The organism is Thermobifida halotolerans, assembly GCF_003574835.2.
In the GTDB taxonomy this organism is placed as follows: domain Bacteria; phylum Actinomycetota; class Actinomycetes; order Streptosporangiales; family Streptosporangiaceae; genus Thermobifida; species Thermobifida halotolerans.
In genome coordinates this window covers 697,958-711,549 of sequence record NZ_CP063196.1, presented here as the reverse complement: position 1 = coordinate 711,549, position 13,592 = coordinate 697,958, and the positions used below count along the sequence as shown (strand labels likewise).

Here is a 13,592-nt window from a genome sequence, read left to right as displayed (position 1 = left end):
CTCGAACAACAGCTGTGACCTGCCGGAACATGTTTTCGAGCACGGTTTCAGGACAGAAAACAACCCTTCCTTTGTGTTATCAATGACTCACATAATCACTTTCTGACCTTGTCTGTTGCCATACATCACGGATGTCCCCTAATCTTTGAGCCGCATGCCGGCAGTTACCCAGAGCGCTCACCCGGATACCTCACATCAGAGAAGAGGCGGACCATGCAGGAAAAGAAGCCGACGCAGCGCAAGAAGTACACGACCCCGCAGATCGCCAAGGCGGGCGGCTTCAAGGAATCCACCGGCTACAAATCCGGCAGGGGCCTCGAACTCTGGCTCTTCCTGCCCCGAATGGTCTGAGGTGAGATAGCCAACTCTCCCCGTCGAGAATGAGTTCCCCGGAGGATCCGTGGTCGGCCGCACCAGCCCCTACTTCGCCGTGTTCCCCGACGAGGGTGCTTCCGGGCGTGCGGCCGACCGCCTTCCTCCGGACCACATCCTGGCGAGGCACCGCTCGGGACGGCCCTGGATCGTGGGCTCGCTGCCCGACGACCAGTTCCGACTGGTCGAGGCGGGAGAGCGCCGCCTCGCTGTGATCGGACGCTGCCCGGCAGGTCCCGACCTGCTGCGCGCCGAACTCGACCGGCTCGACGACGTGGCACGGCTCGACCGGATCGCGCACGCACTGCCGGGCAGCTTCCACCTCGTCGCGGTGGTGGGCGACCGGATGCGCGTCCAGGGAACCGCCTCCGGGCTGCGCCGGATCTTCCACGCGCCGGTCGGTTCGGCCCGGGTGGTCTGCGACCGCTCCGACGTCCTGGCCGACCTGCTGGGAGTCGCCCCCGATCCGGACGTCCTGGCGTTGCGGATGTTCAACGCCCTGCCCTACCCGCTCGGCGAGGACTCCGTGTGGCCCGGCGTCGAACCGGTTCCCCCGGGACACTGCCTCGACCTCGACCTGCGGGGCGGCGGCCACCGGGTGGTGCGGTGGTGGCGGCCCCCGGAGCCGGAACTGGACGTCGCCGCCGGGGCGGAACTGCTGCGTGAGACCCTGACCGACGCGGTGGCCGCCCGCACCCGGGACGGCCGGGTGGTCAGCGCCGACCTGTCCGGCGGCCTCGACTCCACCCCGCTGTGCGCGCTGGCCTCCTCCGGCCCCGCCGAAGTCGTCGCCCTGACCATGACCAGCGGCGACGACACCGACGACGACCTGCACTGGGCGCAGATCGCCCTGCGCGCCCTCCCCTCGCTCAAGCACGTCGTGTACTCCGCCCAAGACCTCCCGGGCTTCTACGCGGGACTCGACGAGGCGCTCCCCCTCCTGGACGAGCCGTCGGTGGCCGTCATGAGCGCCCCGCGCATCCTGAGCCGCCTGCGGATGACCCACGGCTACGGGGCGCGCCTGCACATCGACGGCCTGGGCGGCGACCAGGTGCTGACCGGAGAGCCCGGCCTCTACCACGACCTGCTGCGCCAGCGCCCGCTCACCGCGCTTCCCCTGGTCCGCGGACACCGCCTGCTGCACCGGCTGCCCCTGGCCCGGACCGTCACCTCCCTGGCCGACCGCCGCGACCACCGCGCGTGGTTCGCCGCCACCCGACGCCTCGTCGCCACCGGAGAGCCGCCCCGCAACGCGCTGTTCGGCTGGGACACGCTGCCCAAGTGCGGCCCGTGGCTGACCGCCGAGGCCAGGGAGCGCGTCCTGGCCCGCTTCGACCGGGCGCTGGAGTCCCTGGAGCCCCTGGCCCCCACCCGGGGCAGGCACGCCGACCTGGCCGCGATCCGCTCCGCGTCCCGGGAGCTGCGGATGCTCCACCAGATCGGCGGCCTCGGGCTGCCGGCCGCGGAATCCCCCTTCCTCGACGACCGCGTCCTGGAGGCCTGCCTGCGGGTGCGCCACGAGGGGCGGATGACACCGTTCGAGTTCAAGCCCCTGATGAAGGCGGCCATGGCCGGAATCTTCCCCGACGAGTTCCTGCGCCGCCGGACCAAGACCGACGGGACCTCTCTCGCCGCGGAGGGCTTCGCCGCGCACAACGACCGAATAGTCCAGATATGGCGGGAGTCCCGACTGGCGGATCTGGGCCTCATCGATCCGGAGCCGCTGGTGGACCTGGTGCGACAGCCGTACTCGACCCACGGGCCGCACTGGGGTCTGGAGATGACGCTCGCCGTCGAGTTGTGGCTGCGTTCCCGCGAACGCGCTCTACAGGGAGTGAACGGTGGAGACAACAGGAGCTGAGTTCCGGCTGCGTTCGGACGTCTCGGTGGCCGAGACCGACTACGGCATGGTGCTGCTGGACAGCCGGAGCGGAGAGTACTGGCAGCTCAACGACACGGGAGCGGAGATCGTCCGCCTGCTGCTCGACGGGCGCGCCACCGAGGACGTCGTCCGTTTCCTGGTGGAGGAGTACGAGGTGGACTCCGCCGACGCCGCACGCGACGTCGACGCCCTCGTCGCGAGCATGCTCGACTCCGGGATGGTCGTCCGATGAGCCTGTTCGTGGCGTTCCAGCGCAACGACGTCAGACTCTCCCTCCGCGCGAACCTGGCCGCGCGCTGCGCGGTGGGGCTGGCGCGGCTGCTGGCGCGCCGCCCTCCCGAACGCATCCGCGCGGTCCTGGAGCGGCTGCGCCGCGGGGTGCGGCCCGCCGGCCACGAGGAGGCCAAGGACGCCTACGACGCGGTGTTGGCGGTGAGTCTGCGCTGCGCCGGTCCCGAGGCGTGCCTGCAGCGCTCCCTGGCGGTCGTGCTGCTGTGCCGGTTGCGCGGGCACTGGGCCACCTGGTGCGTGGGCGTGCCCAAGCGGCCGCCCTTCGCCGGGCACGCCTGGGTCGAGGCCGAGGGCCGCCTGGTCGAGGAAGGCGTCGGCTACGACTACTTCAGCCGCCTGTTCAGCGTGGGCTGAGCCAGCCGTGCGCCACTCCGCTCCCCGATCGCTGCGCCTGCTGGCGAGCCACGTGCGGCCGCACCGGTGGACCATCGGCTGCGGCGCGCTGCTGGGGCTGCTCGGCAGTGTCGGCTCCCTGGCCGAGCCCCTGGTGGCCATGGCCGTGGTCGACGCGCTCGCCGAGGGCTCCCCGCTGGGCGGGCTGCTGGCGCTGCTCACCGTCCTGGTCGTCGGCGGGGCGCTGATCACCGGGCTGGGCTCCTACGTGCTGCAGCGCACCGCCGAGAGCATGGTCGCGGCGGCCCGGGAGCGCCTGGTCTCCCACATCCTGATGCTGCGCGTCCCCGAGGTCGACCGGCTCAGGCCCGGCGACCTGCTGTCGCGGACCACCTCCGACACCACCCTCATCCAGTCGGCCGCCGGTCAGGCGCTGGTCGACTCGGGCAGCGCGGTGCTGGCGGTGGTCGGCTCGATCGTGCTGATGGCCTGGCTCGATCCGCTGCTCCTGGGCGTCTGCCTGGCGGTGATCGCGGTGATCGGCGTGGGCGCGGCCGTGATGCTGCCGCCGATCAGGCGGGCCAGCGAGCGGTCGCAGCGGGCGGTCGGAGAGGTCGGCGCCCTCATGGAGCGCTCCCTGGGGGCGTTCCGCACCGTCAAGGCCAGCGGGACCGAGCACCGCGAGATCTCCTCGGCCCGGGCGGCGGTGCGGCGCGCCTGGCGCAGCGGGGTGCGCGGTGCCGGGTGGATGGCGGTGACCAACGTCACCGCGGTCCTGGCCGGTCAGGGCGCGTTCCTGGTGGTGTTGGGCGTGGGCGGCGCGCGCGTGGCCACGGGCGCGCTCGACGTCTCCGAACTGATCGCGTTCCTGCTCTACCTGATGCGGCTGACCGGCCCCATCGGGCAACTGGTCCAGGGGGTCGGCGGCCTGCAGAGCGGACTGGCCGCGATGCGCCGCATCGACGAGGTGGAGCGGCTGCCGGTGGAGCGGGACGGGCCGGTGCCGCGGAAGGCGCGCACCGGCACCTCTGCGGCGTCGGTGTCCTTCACCGACGTGTCGTTCCGCTACCACGACGACGCGCCGCCGGTGCTGCGGGACGTGACGCTGACCGTGCCCGCCGGTGGGCTGACCGCTCTGGTCGGCCCGTCGGGCGCGGGGAAGACCACCCTGTTCTCACTGATCGAGCGCTTCTACGACCCCTCGTCGGGCACGGTCGCGCTCGACGGCACCGACCTGCGGGAGATGCCGCTGGCGCAGGTGCGGTCGATGATCGGGTACGTGGAGCAGGACGCCCCCATCATGGCGGGCACCCTGCGGGACAACCTCTGCTACGCCGCTCCGGACAGCGACGAGGAGGAGGTGCGCCGCGTCGTGGCGCTGACCCGGCTCACCGACCTGGTGGACCGACTGCCTGACGGGCTGGACACCGAGGTCGGCCACCGCGGGACCGCGCTGTCGGGAGGCGAGCGCCAGCGGGTGGCGGTCGCCCGGGCGCTGCTGCGCCGTCCCCGACTGCTGCTGCTGGACGAGGCGACCTCGCAGTTGGACGCGGCCAACGAGACGGCGCTGCGGGCCGTGGTCGCCGACGTCGCCCGGACCACCACGGTCATGGTCATCGCGCACCGACTGTCCACGGTGACCGACGCCGACCAGATCGTGGTCGTCGACGGCGGCCGTGTCCGCGCGGTGGGGTCCCACACCGCCCTGATGGTGTCCGACGGTCTCTACCGCGAACTGATCGAGGCCCAACTGCTGGACGCGTGAACCTGTCGGCGTCGTGTCCCGACGAGTCCGCCGATCACGGCGGCCAGTTCCGCGGACGTGGGTCTGCGGTCGGGGTCGGTGCTCAGCGCCGCCTCCACCCAGGGCAGCAGAATGCGCGGGGTGCCGCACAGGTCGGCGTGGCCGTTGAGGACCCGCACCGCCGTCTGCCGCACCGTGCCCGAGCCGAAGGGGCGCCGCCCGGTCGCGGCGTAGGCGGTCAGTCCTCCCCAGGCGAAGACGTCGGCGGCGGGGCCGGGCACGTGGTCGTGGAACTGCTCGGGGCTGATCCATCCGGGGGAGCCCAGGATCTCCCCCGAACCGGCGAGAGCCGGGTCGTCGACTCCGCGGGCGATGCCGAAGTCGATGATCTTGGGGCCGTCGGCCGCCAGGATGATGTTTCCGGGTTTGAGGTCGCGGTGCACGATCCCGCTGCGGTGGACGGCCGCGACCGCCTCGGCCAGGCCCGCAGCGAACTCCAGCAACGCCACCCCGGCCAGGGGCCCGTCGGTGTCGACGTGCTCGCCCACGGTCGGCCCCTCGACGTAGCGCATGGCCAGCCAGGGGCGTACGGCGTGGACGTCGGCGTCGACCAGCGGCGCGGTGTGCTCGTCGGCGACCCTGCCGAGCAGCGCGGCCTCCCGGGCGAAGCGTTCCCGGCAGGCCGGGTCCGCGGCGACCGCGGGGTGCAGGATCTTGACCGCCACCCGCTCCCCCTCGGGGCTGAGGGCCGCATAGACCACGGCGGCGCCGCCGATGCCGATCCGCTCGACGATCCGGTGCCCCCCGATCCGTTCCGGGTCCTCCGCCTCCTCCTTGCTGTCCACGTCGCCCACCAAGGTGTAGGGAACCGTGCCCAACTCGCCGGAAATCACCATGAGAGTCCCCCCATACACAAAGCAGTCAGGTGTTCACCTACCGGCCGCCACTTCCCAAACCGCCAGCTTTTCTCACACGGGCACTCTGAGAAACCGGAAAACCACTCTTCGGGGCGGGGAGGCGATCATGTTCCGTCCGGCTGCTCCAGATGGTCGGCGTCCAGGTGGGGGCCGCAGAAGTTGCCACCCACGGTGGGTCCCTCCGGGTCGAGTTCCTCCGCGGGGACGTCCTTCTCCCACAGGGGGGCGAACACCTCGGCGTCGTCGCGCGGCTCGTATCCCAGGGAGCGGGCCTCCTCCAGGGACCACCAGCGCCGGGTGTTGTCGGAGACGCCCCACACCACGCGGAATCCCGGCGCGGGCGCGCTGAGGCAGGACTCGACCAGGTCGGCGCAGTCGTCGGGGGACAGCCAGGTGGCCAGGCCGTGCCGGCCGAGGGGGTGGGGTCCGCAGTAGCCGATGCGCAGGCAGACGACGTCCATGCCGTAGCGGTCGGCGTACAGGCTGCCCAACGCCTCCAGGGTGACCTTGCTGACCCCGTAGTAGGTGTCGGGGCGGGGGAACAGGTAGTCGGGTGCGGTCCCGGCGGAGCGGGGGTGGAAGCCCACGGCGTGGTTGGAGCTGGCCAGCACCATGCGGGAGACGCCGGCGCGGCGGGCCGCCTCCAGCACGACGTAGCCGCCGTGGATGTTGGTGTGCAGGATCTCCTCCCAGGCCGCCTCGGTGCTGCGGGCGGCCAGGTGGACCACGGCGTCCACCCCCTCCATCGCCTCGGCCATGGCCGCCAGGTCGGTGATGTCGCCGGTCACGGTCTCCACGCCGGGCCCCGCTTCGAGCGGGGCCCGGTCGTACAGCCGCAGGAGGCGTCCGGGGCGGACCATGCGGGGACACAGCAGGGTGCCGATCCGCCCGCCCGCGCCGGTGACGAGGATGCGTTCGGTCATGTCTCTCCTTCTCCGGAGGTGCGGGACAGCAGGACGAACGCCGCCAGGGCGAACACCGGGACGGTGAGCGCGGCTGCGACGGCGTTGAGGCCGCCGTACCCCAGGAGGGCCAGCAGGATCCCGGACAGGGCTCCGCTGGCGGCGCCGCCCGCGTTCATCAGCAGGTCGGACACTCCCTGGAGGGCGGGGCGCTGGTCGGGGCGCAGGGATTCGGCCAGCAGGGCGGAGCCGGAGACCAGACCGAAGGACCAGCCCACCCCCAGCAGGACCAGACCGACGGTGACCATGACGGGTCCGTGACCGGCGAGGGCCGACACGGTGACGGCGGCGATCAGGACGACCTGGCCGACCAGGAGCGTGGCCATGCGGCCGAGGCGGTCGGAGAGCCAGCCCACGAGCGGCGACAGCGCGTACATGCCCGCGATGTGCAGGCTGAGGGTGACGCCGATGACGGTGAGGTCGACCCCGCCGTGCTCCATGTGCACCGGGGTCATGGTCATCACCATGACCATGATGGCGTGGCCCGCGGTGATCGCCACCAGCGCCAGCACGGCGCGCGGGGCGGCGGCCAGTGCGGCGAGGGCGCCCGGCCGCCCTCCGGCGGGGGCGGCTGCGCGGGACCGGGGGGCGGCGGTGCGGGCGGTGAGGGCGCCCGGCCGCCCTCCGGCGGGGGCGGCTGCGCGGGACCGGGGGGCGGCGGTGCGGGCGGTGAGGGCTCGGGCGGTCAGCAGCGGGTCGGGACGCATCAGGGCGGCGGTCACCGCTCCCGCGGCCGCGAACGCGGCGGAGGCGATGACGAGGACGCCCAGCAGCGGGCTCAGCCCCAGCCATCCGGCGACGGCCGCTCCCGGCGTGGTGAGGTTGGGACCGAGCACCGAGCCGACCGTCGTGGCCCACACGACGATCGACAGGTCGCGGCCCCGGTTGCGGTCGGTGGCCAGGTCGGCGGCGGCGTGCCGGGACTGCAGGCCCGTGGCTCCCCCGGCGCCGAACAGGACCATGCCGACCAGGAAGACGGAGAAGAGCCCGGCCTGCGCGCCGAGGACCGAGACGGCTCCGCCCCCGGCCGCGAGGAACCAGCCCAGGCTGAGCGGGCCGCGCCGCCCCCGGCGGGCCGCCGCGGTGGCCAGCGGCAGCGCGCACACCGCCGCGCCCAGGGTGGCCATGGTGGTGGCCATTCCGGCCCACGTCTCGGTTCCGGTGATGTCCTGGGCGATGAGCCCGCCGACCGTCAGTGACGCGCTCAGCCCGATCCCGCCGACGGCCTGGGCGGCCACGAGCACGGTCAGGACCCGCCGTTGGATGCTCCGGATCCGCGGGGAGTCGAGACTCCACTCGTCGGCATGTTCTCCGGTCCGCGTCATCGACCCACCGCCCATGGCTGCTGCGGGAATTCATCCCATCTCTTTTGGCGGTCAGAGCCTAGTACCCGGGTCCGTCACCGGAGGAGTCGGTTTCGGCCGGAGCGGCCGAAAGAGGCGGAAGCGGGTTTCGCACGTGCCCCTGTCCGCCCTCGCGGCGTCGACAGGCGCCCCCTCTGCCCGATGCGGGGACGCGGGCGGGCGGGAGCGGGCCGGTGGGGTCCCTCACACCTCGGGGATGGCGACCCGCACCATGATCGCGCTGCCCTCGGCGGTGATCTCGCCGGCGCAGCGGATCTCCCCGGAGACGAACACCTTGCGGCGCTCGACGCCGGTGATGCGGGAGACGACGGTCAGCGGGGTGTTGAGGGGGGTGGGACGGCGGTAGTCGACGGTGAGGTTGGCGGTGAGCCCCATACGGCCGAAAACCGCGCTGGTCTCGCCGAGCACCTGGTCGAGCAGGGCGGCGACCCATCCGCCGTGCACCAGTCCGGGCGGTCCCTCGTAGGCACCGTTGAGGGTGGTCTCGGCGCGCAGGCCCCCGTCCTCCACGCGCAGGTTGCGCAGCGGCGCCACGGGGTTGGTCACACCGCTCACCGCGTTGGCGAGGGTGTTGTAGTCGACGCGGCCACCCTCCCAGTCCTGGCGCGTCATGGCGCCGACGGGGCGGCGCCGGGCGCCGAGCCGTTCGGTGAGCTCGCTGACCGTCCGACTCGCGGCGGCCAGTTCGGCGGGATCGGCCTCGGTGTGTGCGACGGCGTCGACCAGTTCGCGCACCCGGTCGACCAGGGTCAGCAGATCGGCGGGAAGCTCCTGGCGTTCGATCACGGTGAACCCGTAGTCGGCCGGGTTCGGCAGGTCCGCGATCGGATGTGCATCGACCGTCATGGGATGTCGTCAGCCCTCTCGTCAGGATCGACTCGGCGCGGGTCGCCGCGACCACACGAAATGTTACTCGTGGGTAGTTTCGGGGGCCACTCGGGGGACCGAAAAACCCGAGCGGAGTTCTGTCGGATTCGTCTCCCCTCGGCCTCGGCGGCCCGCCCGCGGTCTCACCCGCGGCGCCGCGGCAACTCCTTGCGCATACCGCGGTGGGCGATGCCCGCCTCCTCGAACTCCGGTCCGTAGGCGGTGTAGCCGAGCCGTTCGTAGAAGCCGAGCGCGTGGGTCTGGGCGTGCAGTTCGACCGCGACCAGACCGCGTCGCGCGGCCCGTTCCTCGGCCGCGCCCACCAGCGCCGCGCCCACGCCCGACCCCCTGGCCCGCCGCAGCACCGCCAGCCGCCCCAGCACCCCCTCCGCACCGCGGACGAGCAGGCGCCCCGTCCCCACCGGCACGCCGTCCACCAGTGCCAGGAAGTGGTCGGCCGCCGCGTCGCGTTCGTCCCACTCCTCCTCGATGGGCACGTCCTGCTCCGCGACGAAGACCGCACCCCGGATGACGAAGACGGCCGCGCGCTCCCGCTCACTGCGGGCGATGACGATGTCCAGCACGCCACGACGATAGCCCGACCTGGTTCCCGGTGAAGTCGACGGGTCGGTTAGGTTCACTGGCGTGAACCGTCCCACCCTGCTCCCCCAACTGTCCTCCCTGGTCCGCAGAACGCCCGTCCGCGACGGTCTCGGTGTGGGTGTCGCCGTCGGCTTCTCCGGGCTCGCCTTCGGCACGACCGCGGTCACCTCCGGCCTGTCGGTGGCGCAGGCGTGCGTGCTCAGCCTGCTGGCGTTCACCGGAGCGTCCCAGTTCGCACTGGTCGGGGTGGTCGCGGGGGGCGGCAACCTCGTCGCCGGAGCCGTGGGCGCGCTGCTGCTGGGCTTCCGCAACACGCTGTACGGGCTGCGGCTGGGCGAACTGCTCGACTGGCGCGGCCCCGGGCGGGCGCTCGCCGCGCACGGGGTGATCGACGAGACCACGGCCGTGGCGCTGGCCCAGAACGGTCGAGCGGACGTCCGCGCGGGCTTCACCACCACCTTCGCCACCCTGTTCCTGCTGTGGAACACCACCACACTCGTCGGCGCGGTCGCCACCGAGAGCATCGGCGACCCCAGCACCTTCGGTCTGGACGTGGTCGGCCCGGCGACCTTCCTGGCCCTGCTGTGGCCGCGCCTGAGGGAGGGCGGGCGCACCCTCGTCGTCGCACTGCTGGGCGCGGCGATCGCGCTGGCCGCCACCCCGCTGCTGCCGCCGGGCGTGCCGGTGCTGCTGGCCTCGATCGCGGCCCTGATCGCCCTGGGCGACGGAAAGGACGACGCGACGGAGAGGAGCGGGAAGTGATGCTGTGGGCCGCGGTGGTGGTCACCGGAGTCGGCTGCTACCTGCTCAAGTACGCGGGGCTGGCCGCTCCCCGCGCGGTGCTGGAGCGTCCCGCCGTGCGCCGGTTCGCCATGGCCGTCCCGGTCGCGCTGCTGGCCGCGCTCATCGCCCTGCAGACCGTGGCCGACGCGGACCGCCTGGTGGTCGACCTGTCCCGGTTGGGCGGCATGGCCGCCGCCGTCGTGGCCCTGCTGCTGCGCGCGCCCTTCCTCGTGGTGCTCGTGGTCGCGGCGGCGACCACGGCGGGCCTGAGGGCGCTCGGGGTCGGTTGAGCACACCGTCCCGGCCGCGGCGCTCCCCGCCCCCGGTTTCGGGGCTCACCTTCCGGAGACGGTCTGCGTCCCTCCCGGACCGGTCTGCGGAGAACCGGCGGAGACCACGCGGTCTGCGCACCGCCGCCTCGGCGGCCACGGCGTTGGGAGGGCTCACGCCCGCAGGTTCTCCTGGTAGAGCTCGAACGCCCGGAGCACCGCCTCGGGCGCGATGTGCTCCTCGGTCTCGCCCGCCAGCAGGTTGTCCAGGTCGCCCTCGTCGACAGCGGCCAGCAGGGCTCCCTGCTCCGCCGTCTCGTCGGCTTCGGTGATGTAGACGGCCCGCCCGCCGGTTCCGTCCGTTTTCTCGCCTCTGTCAGACATCGTGAGCTCTACCGCTTTCCGTCTCAACGACTCTCCTGCTAAAGACAAAAATTTTTTTGAGACTAACAGCGGCCACCAATTCAGACAACACCCAAAAACGAGGACTGTTCCTTTTCTCCGCTTTTTCCGTGCGACCGGTTCGTCAAGAGACGCAGAATTCCTCGGGGCGGCGCCGCCCCGCCCGGGGCCGCCCGGGGCCTGCTCCGTACGGCACGGTCGACCGCGGCGGGCGCGGGGGCAGGGGCGGCTGACGGTCAGCCGCCCGCGTCGAGGCGTTCGGCGCGTGCCCGCAACCGCTCCCCCTCGGATCCCACGCCAGGCGGAGGTTCTCCGCCGCGGCGAAGGCGGTGCGGGCCCCGCTGGCCTCCCCTGGCGCTCCTCCCGAGCGGGTCGACCGCCTCCTGCGTGGAGAGCACATCCAGGATCATCCGCTTCGCGCCTTCCCCTGCGGCGGGGCCGGGCAGTGGTCTTCGGCTGATCGCCAGGGACCGGGCGGGCCGAGGACGCTGGCAGCAGGGGCCGCACAGGTCGGCTCAGAGATCTCCGTCGACGCGATGGGGACGCCTGATGCGCCCAGTACACCGCCAGGCGGTGGCGTGGCACGGATTCGGCCTCGGTGCCGGTGACACACACGCCGCCGTCGGGGAGGAGCCAGGATCCGCCCGCGGGGAATCCGCGGAAAGGCTCCCTCTCGTGGTCCGCCTTGTAGCGCTGGAGGATCTCCGGCCGGAAGGCGGTGTAGCGGAAATCGGTGGAGAGCCGATCGAATTCCGCGTCGCCCACCGGCCGGGACCGGGGCGTCCGGTGGTGGTCGACCGCCCGAAGCACCGCCTCGGCGGAGATGCGCACCAGGGTCCCGCCCGGCAGCAGGTTCTCCAGTTCTCCCATGTCGGAGCCGGTCAGCAGCAGCCCCTGTCGCCCGACCCGCCGTCTTCGGCGAGCATCGTGAGTTCCGTCGCCCCTCGTTGCGGTCTCCGTTCACCTTGGAAAGGGAAATCGCTCCGATCCTGACACTCGCCCTTATCCAATACAGCACACTGATTGGGGTTTGAGCGTTGGGATCTGTTGTGGGTGCGGGTCCTTTTCGGAGGTCCCGGGGAAGGCGGGGTATTCCACCCCGGCCCCCCGGAGCGGGCGACCACCGGCTGGCCGTGACTGGTCGAGGCGCCCCGGCGCCGAGTCCAGGCACGCCTCCACGAGCGGATGAGGGCAAGGACACCGGCCACCCCAGGCCGGTGCCCACCGCGAAGACGGCCGTCACACCTCAGACGGAGGAACGAGAAGGATTCACCTTCCTTTTCCTCTTCCGCGGCTGGGACCGGCGGGAACCGTGGGACCCGCACAAGGCGCGGCGGTGCGGCCCGTTCCCCCGGCCCGCCGCATGACACGCGCTCCCGCGGGCAGTCGGGGGGTGACCACGGACCACCGCACACCGCGGAGGTGACACGGTGCGCACGGATGCCGAACGGGCCGGGCGGGTGCTGCGTCTGGCCGGGAGACTGTCCTGCTCGGACGCTGGAATCCGACTGGCGGACCGCCCCGCGCCCCTGTGGCAACTGCTGGTCCTCGCCAACCTGCTGAGCGCGCGCATCTCCGCCGACATCGCGACGGCCGCCGCACGGGAGCTGAACGCGGCGGGCGGCACCACCGCCAAGGGCATGCTCGACCTGGACTGGCAGGAACGCGTGGACGCCCTGGGGCGCGGCCACTACGTCCGCTACGACGAGAGCACCGCCACCCGGCTCGGCGACTGCGCCCGCAAGGCGGTCGACGAGTACGGGGGCGATCTGCGGAGACTGCCCGGGACGGAGCAACGGGACGTGCACGCCCTGGAAAAGGACCTGCGCGGCTTTCCCGGCATCGGCCCCACCGGGGCGAACATCTTCTGCCGGGAGGTCCAGCACGTCTGGGCGTGGCTGCGTCCCTACGTCGACCCGGCGACACGCGACGGCGCGGAGCGGGTCGGCCTGCCGGGCGACGCCGACGCGCTGGCACGGCTGGTCGACGGCGACGACCTGGCTCCCTTCCTCGCCGGACTGGTGCGGGTGGGCCGCGACCGCGACCTCGCCCGACGTGTCACCGACGAGGAGTCCTGACCGGCCACGTCCCGCGACCGCCACGGTTCACTCCCCGACCGCCTCCGGTCCGCCCGCCTCCCCGATCCGGTGCAGCCGCACCTCGCCCAGCGTTCCGTCGAGGACGCGGGCCGTCAGGTAGGTGTGGTACGGCTGGCGACGGCGGTCGGTGGGCGACCCGGGGTTGAGCAGCCGCAGTCCGGTGTCGGCGGTGCTGTCCCACGGGATGTGGGAGTGGCCGAACACCAGGACGTCGGCGTCGGGGAAGCGCGCGGCGCAGCGCCGCTCCCGCCCCCTGGCCGGACCGGTCTCGTGCACCACGGCCAACCGCACCCCCTCCAGGGTCTCCCGAGCGACCTCGGGCAGCCGGGCGCGCAGTTCGGGACCGTCGTTGTTGCCGTACACACCGACGAGGCGGCGGGCGCGTCCCGCGAGCCGCTCCAGGGCGGCCAGGTCGCACCAGTCTCCGGCGTGCACGACGACGTCGGCGCGGTCCACCTCGGCCCACACCTGCTCGGGCAGGTCCCGGGCTCTGCGCGGCAGGTGGGTGTCGGAGATGATGAGCAGTCGCATGCCGGGAGCCTCTCCGGAGGACACGCCGACGGTCAAGCGGCCGTGCCGCCCTGCCGCGACCGGCGCCCAAGAGCACGCGGCGATACCGCCCGGCCTGTTCGCGTCGGGGTCCGCGTTCGCGTCCCCGAGGTTCTGGAGCGGCGGTCGCGGCCGCCGCCTGTGTGCTGGTCTTC

The 13,592-nt window shown here is 72.7% G+C and carries 15 protein-coding genes; 8 read left to right on the top strand and 7 right to left on the bottom strand.

All coding sequences use genetic code 11. The annotated features are described in order from the left end of the window. Nucleotides 1-213: 213 nt before the first annotated feature. Genes NI17_RS03180 through NI17_RS03160 form a run of 5 tightly spaced genes read left to right on the top strand, consistent with a single transcriptional unit; the run spans nucleotide 214 to nucleotide 4,643 of the window. Nucleotides 214-351: a keywimysin-related RiPP gene (locus NI17_RS03180; protein ID WP_157129703.1), complete on the top strand. Its 138-nt coding sequence runs from the start codon at nucleotides 214-216 to the stop codon at nucleotides 349-351. Between the two features lie 49 nt (nucleotides 352-400). Then, nucleotides 401-2,233, top strand: a complete 1,833-nt coding sequence (locus NI17_RS03175; protein WP_068689552.1) for an asparagine synthase-related protein — start codon at nucleotides 401-403, stop codon at nucleotides 2,231-2,233. Further along, nucleotides 2,214-2,486, top strand: coding sequence for a lasso peptide biosynthesis PqqD family chaperone (locus tag NI17_RS03170; RefSeq protein WP_068689553.1), 273 nt, complete (start codon nucleotides 2,214-2,216; stop codon nucleotides 2,484-2,486). The genes NI17_RS03175 and NI17_RS03170 overlap by 20 nt, the downstream gene beginning before the upstream one ends. Then, on the top strand, nucleotides 2,483-2,899 hold the full coding sequence (locus NI17_RS03165; RefSeq protein ID WP_068689555.1) for a lasso peptide biosynthesis B2 protein: 417 nt from the start codon (nucleotides 2,483-2,485) through the stop codon (nucleotides 2,897-2,899). The genes NI17_RS03170 and NI17_RS03165 overlap by 4 nt, the downstream gene beginning before the upstream one ends. A gap of 7 nt (nucleotides 2,900-2,906) precedes the next feature. Continuing rightward, nucleotides 2,907-4,643 carry an ABC transporter ATP-binding protein gene (locus NI17_RS03160; protein WP_068689557.1) on the top strand — a complete coding sequence of 579 codons (1,737 nt, stop codon included), beginning with the start codon at nucleotides 2,907-2,909 and terminating at the stop codon, nucleotides 4,641-4,643. On the opposite strand, the gene NI17_RS03155 is transcribed toward NI17_RS03160, so the two are convergent. The 5 genes from NI17_RS03155 to NI17_RS03135 form a co-directional block, all read right to left on the bottom strand. Beyond that, entirely contained in the window at nucleotides 4,604-5,518 is a 915-nt protein-coding gene (locus tag NI17_RS03155) for a serine/threonine-protein kinase (RefSeq protein ID WP_068689559.1), read from the bottom strand. The genes NI17_RS03160 and NI17_RS03155 overlap by 40 nt on opposite strands. Before the next feature lie 125 nt (nucleotides 5,519-5,643). After that, nucleotides 5,644-6,462 (bottom strand): NAD-dependent epimerase/dehydratase family protein, encoded by an 819-nt coding sequence (locus tag NI17_RS03150; protein ID WP_068689561.1) that lies wholly within the window; start codon nucleotides 6,460-6,462, stop codon nucleotides 5,644-5,646. Beyond that, a complete protein-coding gene (locus tag NI17_RS03145; RefSeq protein WP_243597598.1) occupies nucleotides 6,459-7,826 on the bottom strand; it encodes an MFS transporter in 1,368 nt (455 codons plus the stop codon). Before NI17_RS03145 ends, NI17_RS03150 begins: the two co-directional genes overlap by 4 nt. A gap of 222 nt (nucleotides 7,827-8,048) precedes the next feature. Continuing rightward, nucleotides 8,049-8,711, bottom strand: coding sequence for a PaaI family thioesterase (locus tag NI17_RS03140; protein WP_068689565.1), 663 nt, complete (start codon nucleotides 8,709-8,711; stop codon nucleotides 8,049-8,051). 164 nt (nucleotides 8,712-8,875) lie between these two features. Further along, on the bottom strand, nucleotides 8,876-9,316 hold the full coding sequence (locus NI17_RS03135) for a GNAT family N-acetyltransferase (RefSeq protein WP_068689567.1): 441 nt from the start codon (nucleotides 9,314-9,316) through the stop codon (nucleotides 8,876-8,878). A gap of 61 nt (nucleotides 9,317-9,377) precedes the next feature. Here NI17_RS03135 and NI17_RS03130 point away from each other — a divergent pair, with 61 nt between their 5' ends. Both NI17_RS03130 and NI17_RS03125 read left to right on the top strand, forming a co-directional pair. After that, the gene (locus NI17_RS03130) at nucleotides 9,378-10,097 is read left to right on the top strand and encodes an AzlC family ABC transporter permease (protein WP_068689569.1); all 720 of its coding nucleotides are present in this window, start codon (nucleotides 9,378-9,380) and stop codon (nucleotides 10,095-10,097) included. Then, the gene (locus NI17_RS03125; protein ID WP_068689571.1) at nucleotides 10,094-10,408 is read left to right on the top strand and encodes an AzlD domain-containing protein; all 315 of its coding nucleotides are present in this window, start codon (nucleotides 10,094-10,096) and stop codon (nucleotides 10,406-10,408) included. Before NI17_RS03130 ends, NI17_RS03125 begins: the two co-directional genes overlap by 4 nt. A 153-nt stretch (nucleotides 10,409-10,561) precedes the next feature. On the opposite strand, the gene NI17_RS03120 is transcribed toward NI17_RS03125, so the two are convergent. Next, complete coding sequence (locus NI17_RS03120; protein WP_068689573.1) at nucleotides 10,562-10,771, bottom strand: hypothetical protein; 210 nt, start codon at nucleotides 10,769-10,771, stop codon at nucleotides 10,562-10,564. 1,448 nt (nucleotides 10,772-12,219) lie between these two features. On the opposite strand from NI17_RS03120, the gene NI17_RS03115 reads away from it, so the two are divergent. Beyond that, entirely contained in the window at nucleotides 12,220-12,867 is a 648-nt protein-coding gene (locus tag NI17_RS03115) for an HhH-GDP family DNA glycosylase (protein ID WP_068689575.1), read from the top strand. 27 nt (nucleotides 12,868-12,894) lie between these two features. On the opposite strand, the gene NI17_RS03110 is transcribed toward NI17_RS03115, so the two are convergent. Beyond that, on the bottom strand, nucleotides 12,895-13,419 hold the full coding sequence (locus tag NI17_RS03110; RefSeq protein WP_068689577.1) for a metallophosphoesterase family protein: 525 nt from the start codon (nucleotides 13,417-13,419) through the stop codon (nucleotides 12,895-12,897). Between the last annotated feature and the right edge of the window lie 173 nt (nucleotides 13,420-13,592).

What these genes read in the sequence shown, in the direction of transcription:
- NI17_RS03155 (WP_068689559.1), bottom strand. Translation starts at nt 5,518, where the DNA reads ATGGTGATTTCCGGCGAGTTGGGCACGGTTCCCTACACCTTGGTGGGC.
- NI17_RS03120 (WP_068689573.1), bottom strand. Translation starts at nt 10,771, where the DNA reads ATGTCTGACAGAGGCGAGAAAACGGACGGAACCGGCGGGCGGGCCGTC.
- NI17_RS03180 (WP_157129703.1), top strand. Translation starts at nt 214, where the DNA reads ATGCAGGAAAAGAAGCCGACGCAGCGCAAGAAGTACACGACCCCGCAG.
- NI17_RS03165 (WP_068689555.1), top strand. Translation starts at nt 2,483, where the DNA reads ATGAGCCTGTTCGTGGCGTTCCAGCGCAACGACGTCAGACTCTCCCTC.
- NI17_RS03140 (WP_068689565.1), bottom strand. Translation starts at nt 8,711, where the DNA reads ATGACGGTCGATGCACATCCGATCGCGGACCTGCCGAACCCGGCCGAC.
- NI17_RS03150 (WP_068689561.1), bottom strand. Translation starts at nt 6,462, where the DNA reads ATGACCGAACGCATCCTCGTCACCGGCGCGGGCGGGCGGATCGGCACC.
- NI17_RS03145 (WP_243597598.1), bottom strand. Translation starts at nt 7,826, where the DNA reads ATGACGCGGACCGGAGAACATGCCGACGAGTGGAGTCTCGACTCCCCG.
- NI17_RS03110 (WP_068689577.1), bottom strand. Translation starts at nt 13,419, where the DNA reads ATGCGACTGCTCATCATCTCCGACACCCACCTGCCGCGCAGAGCCCGG.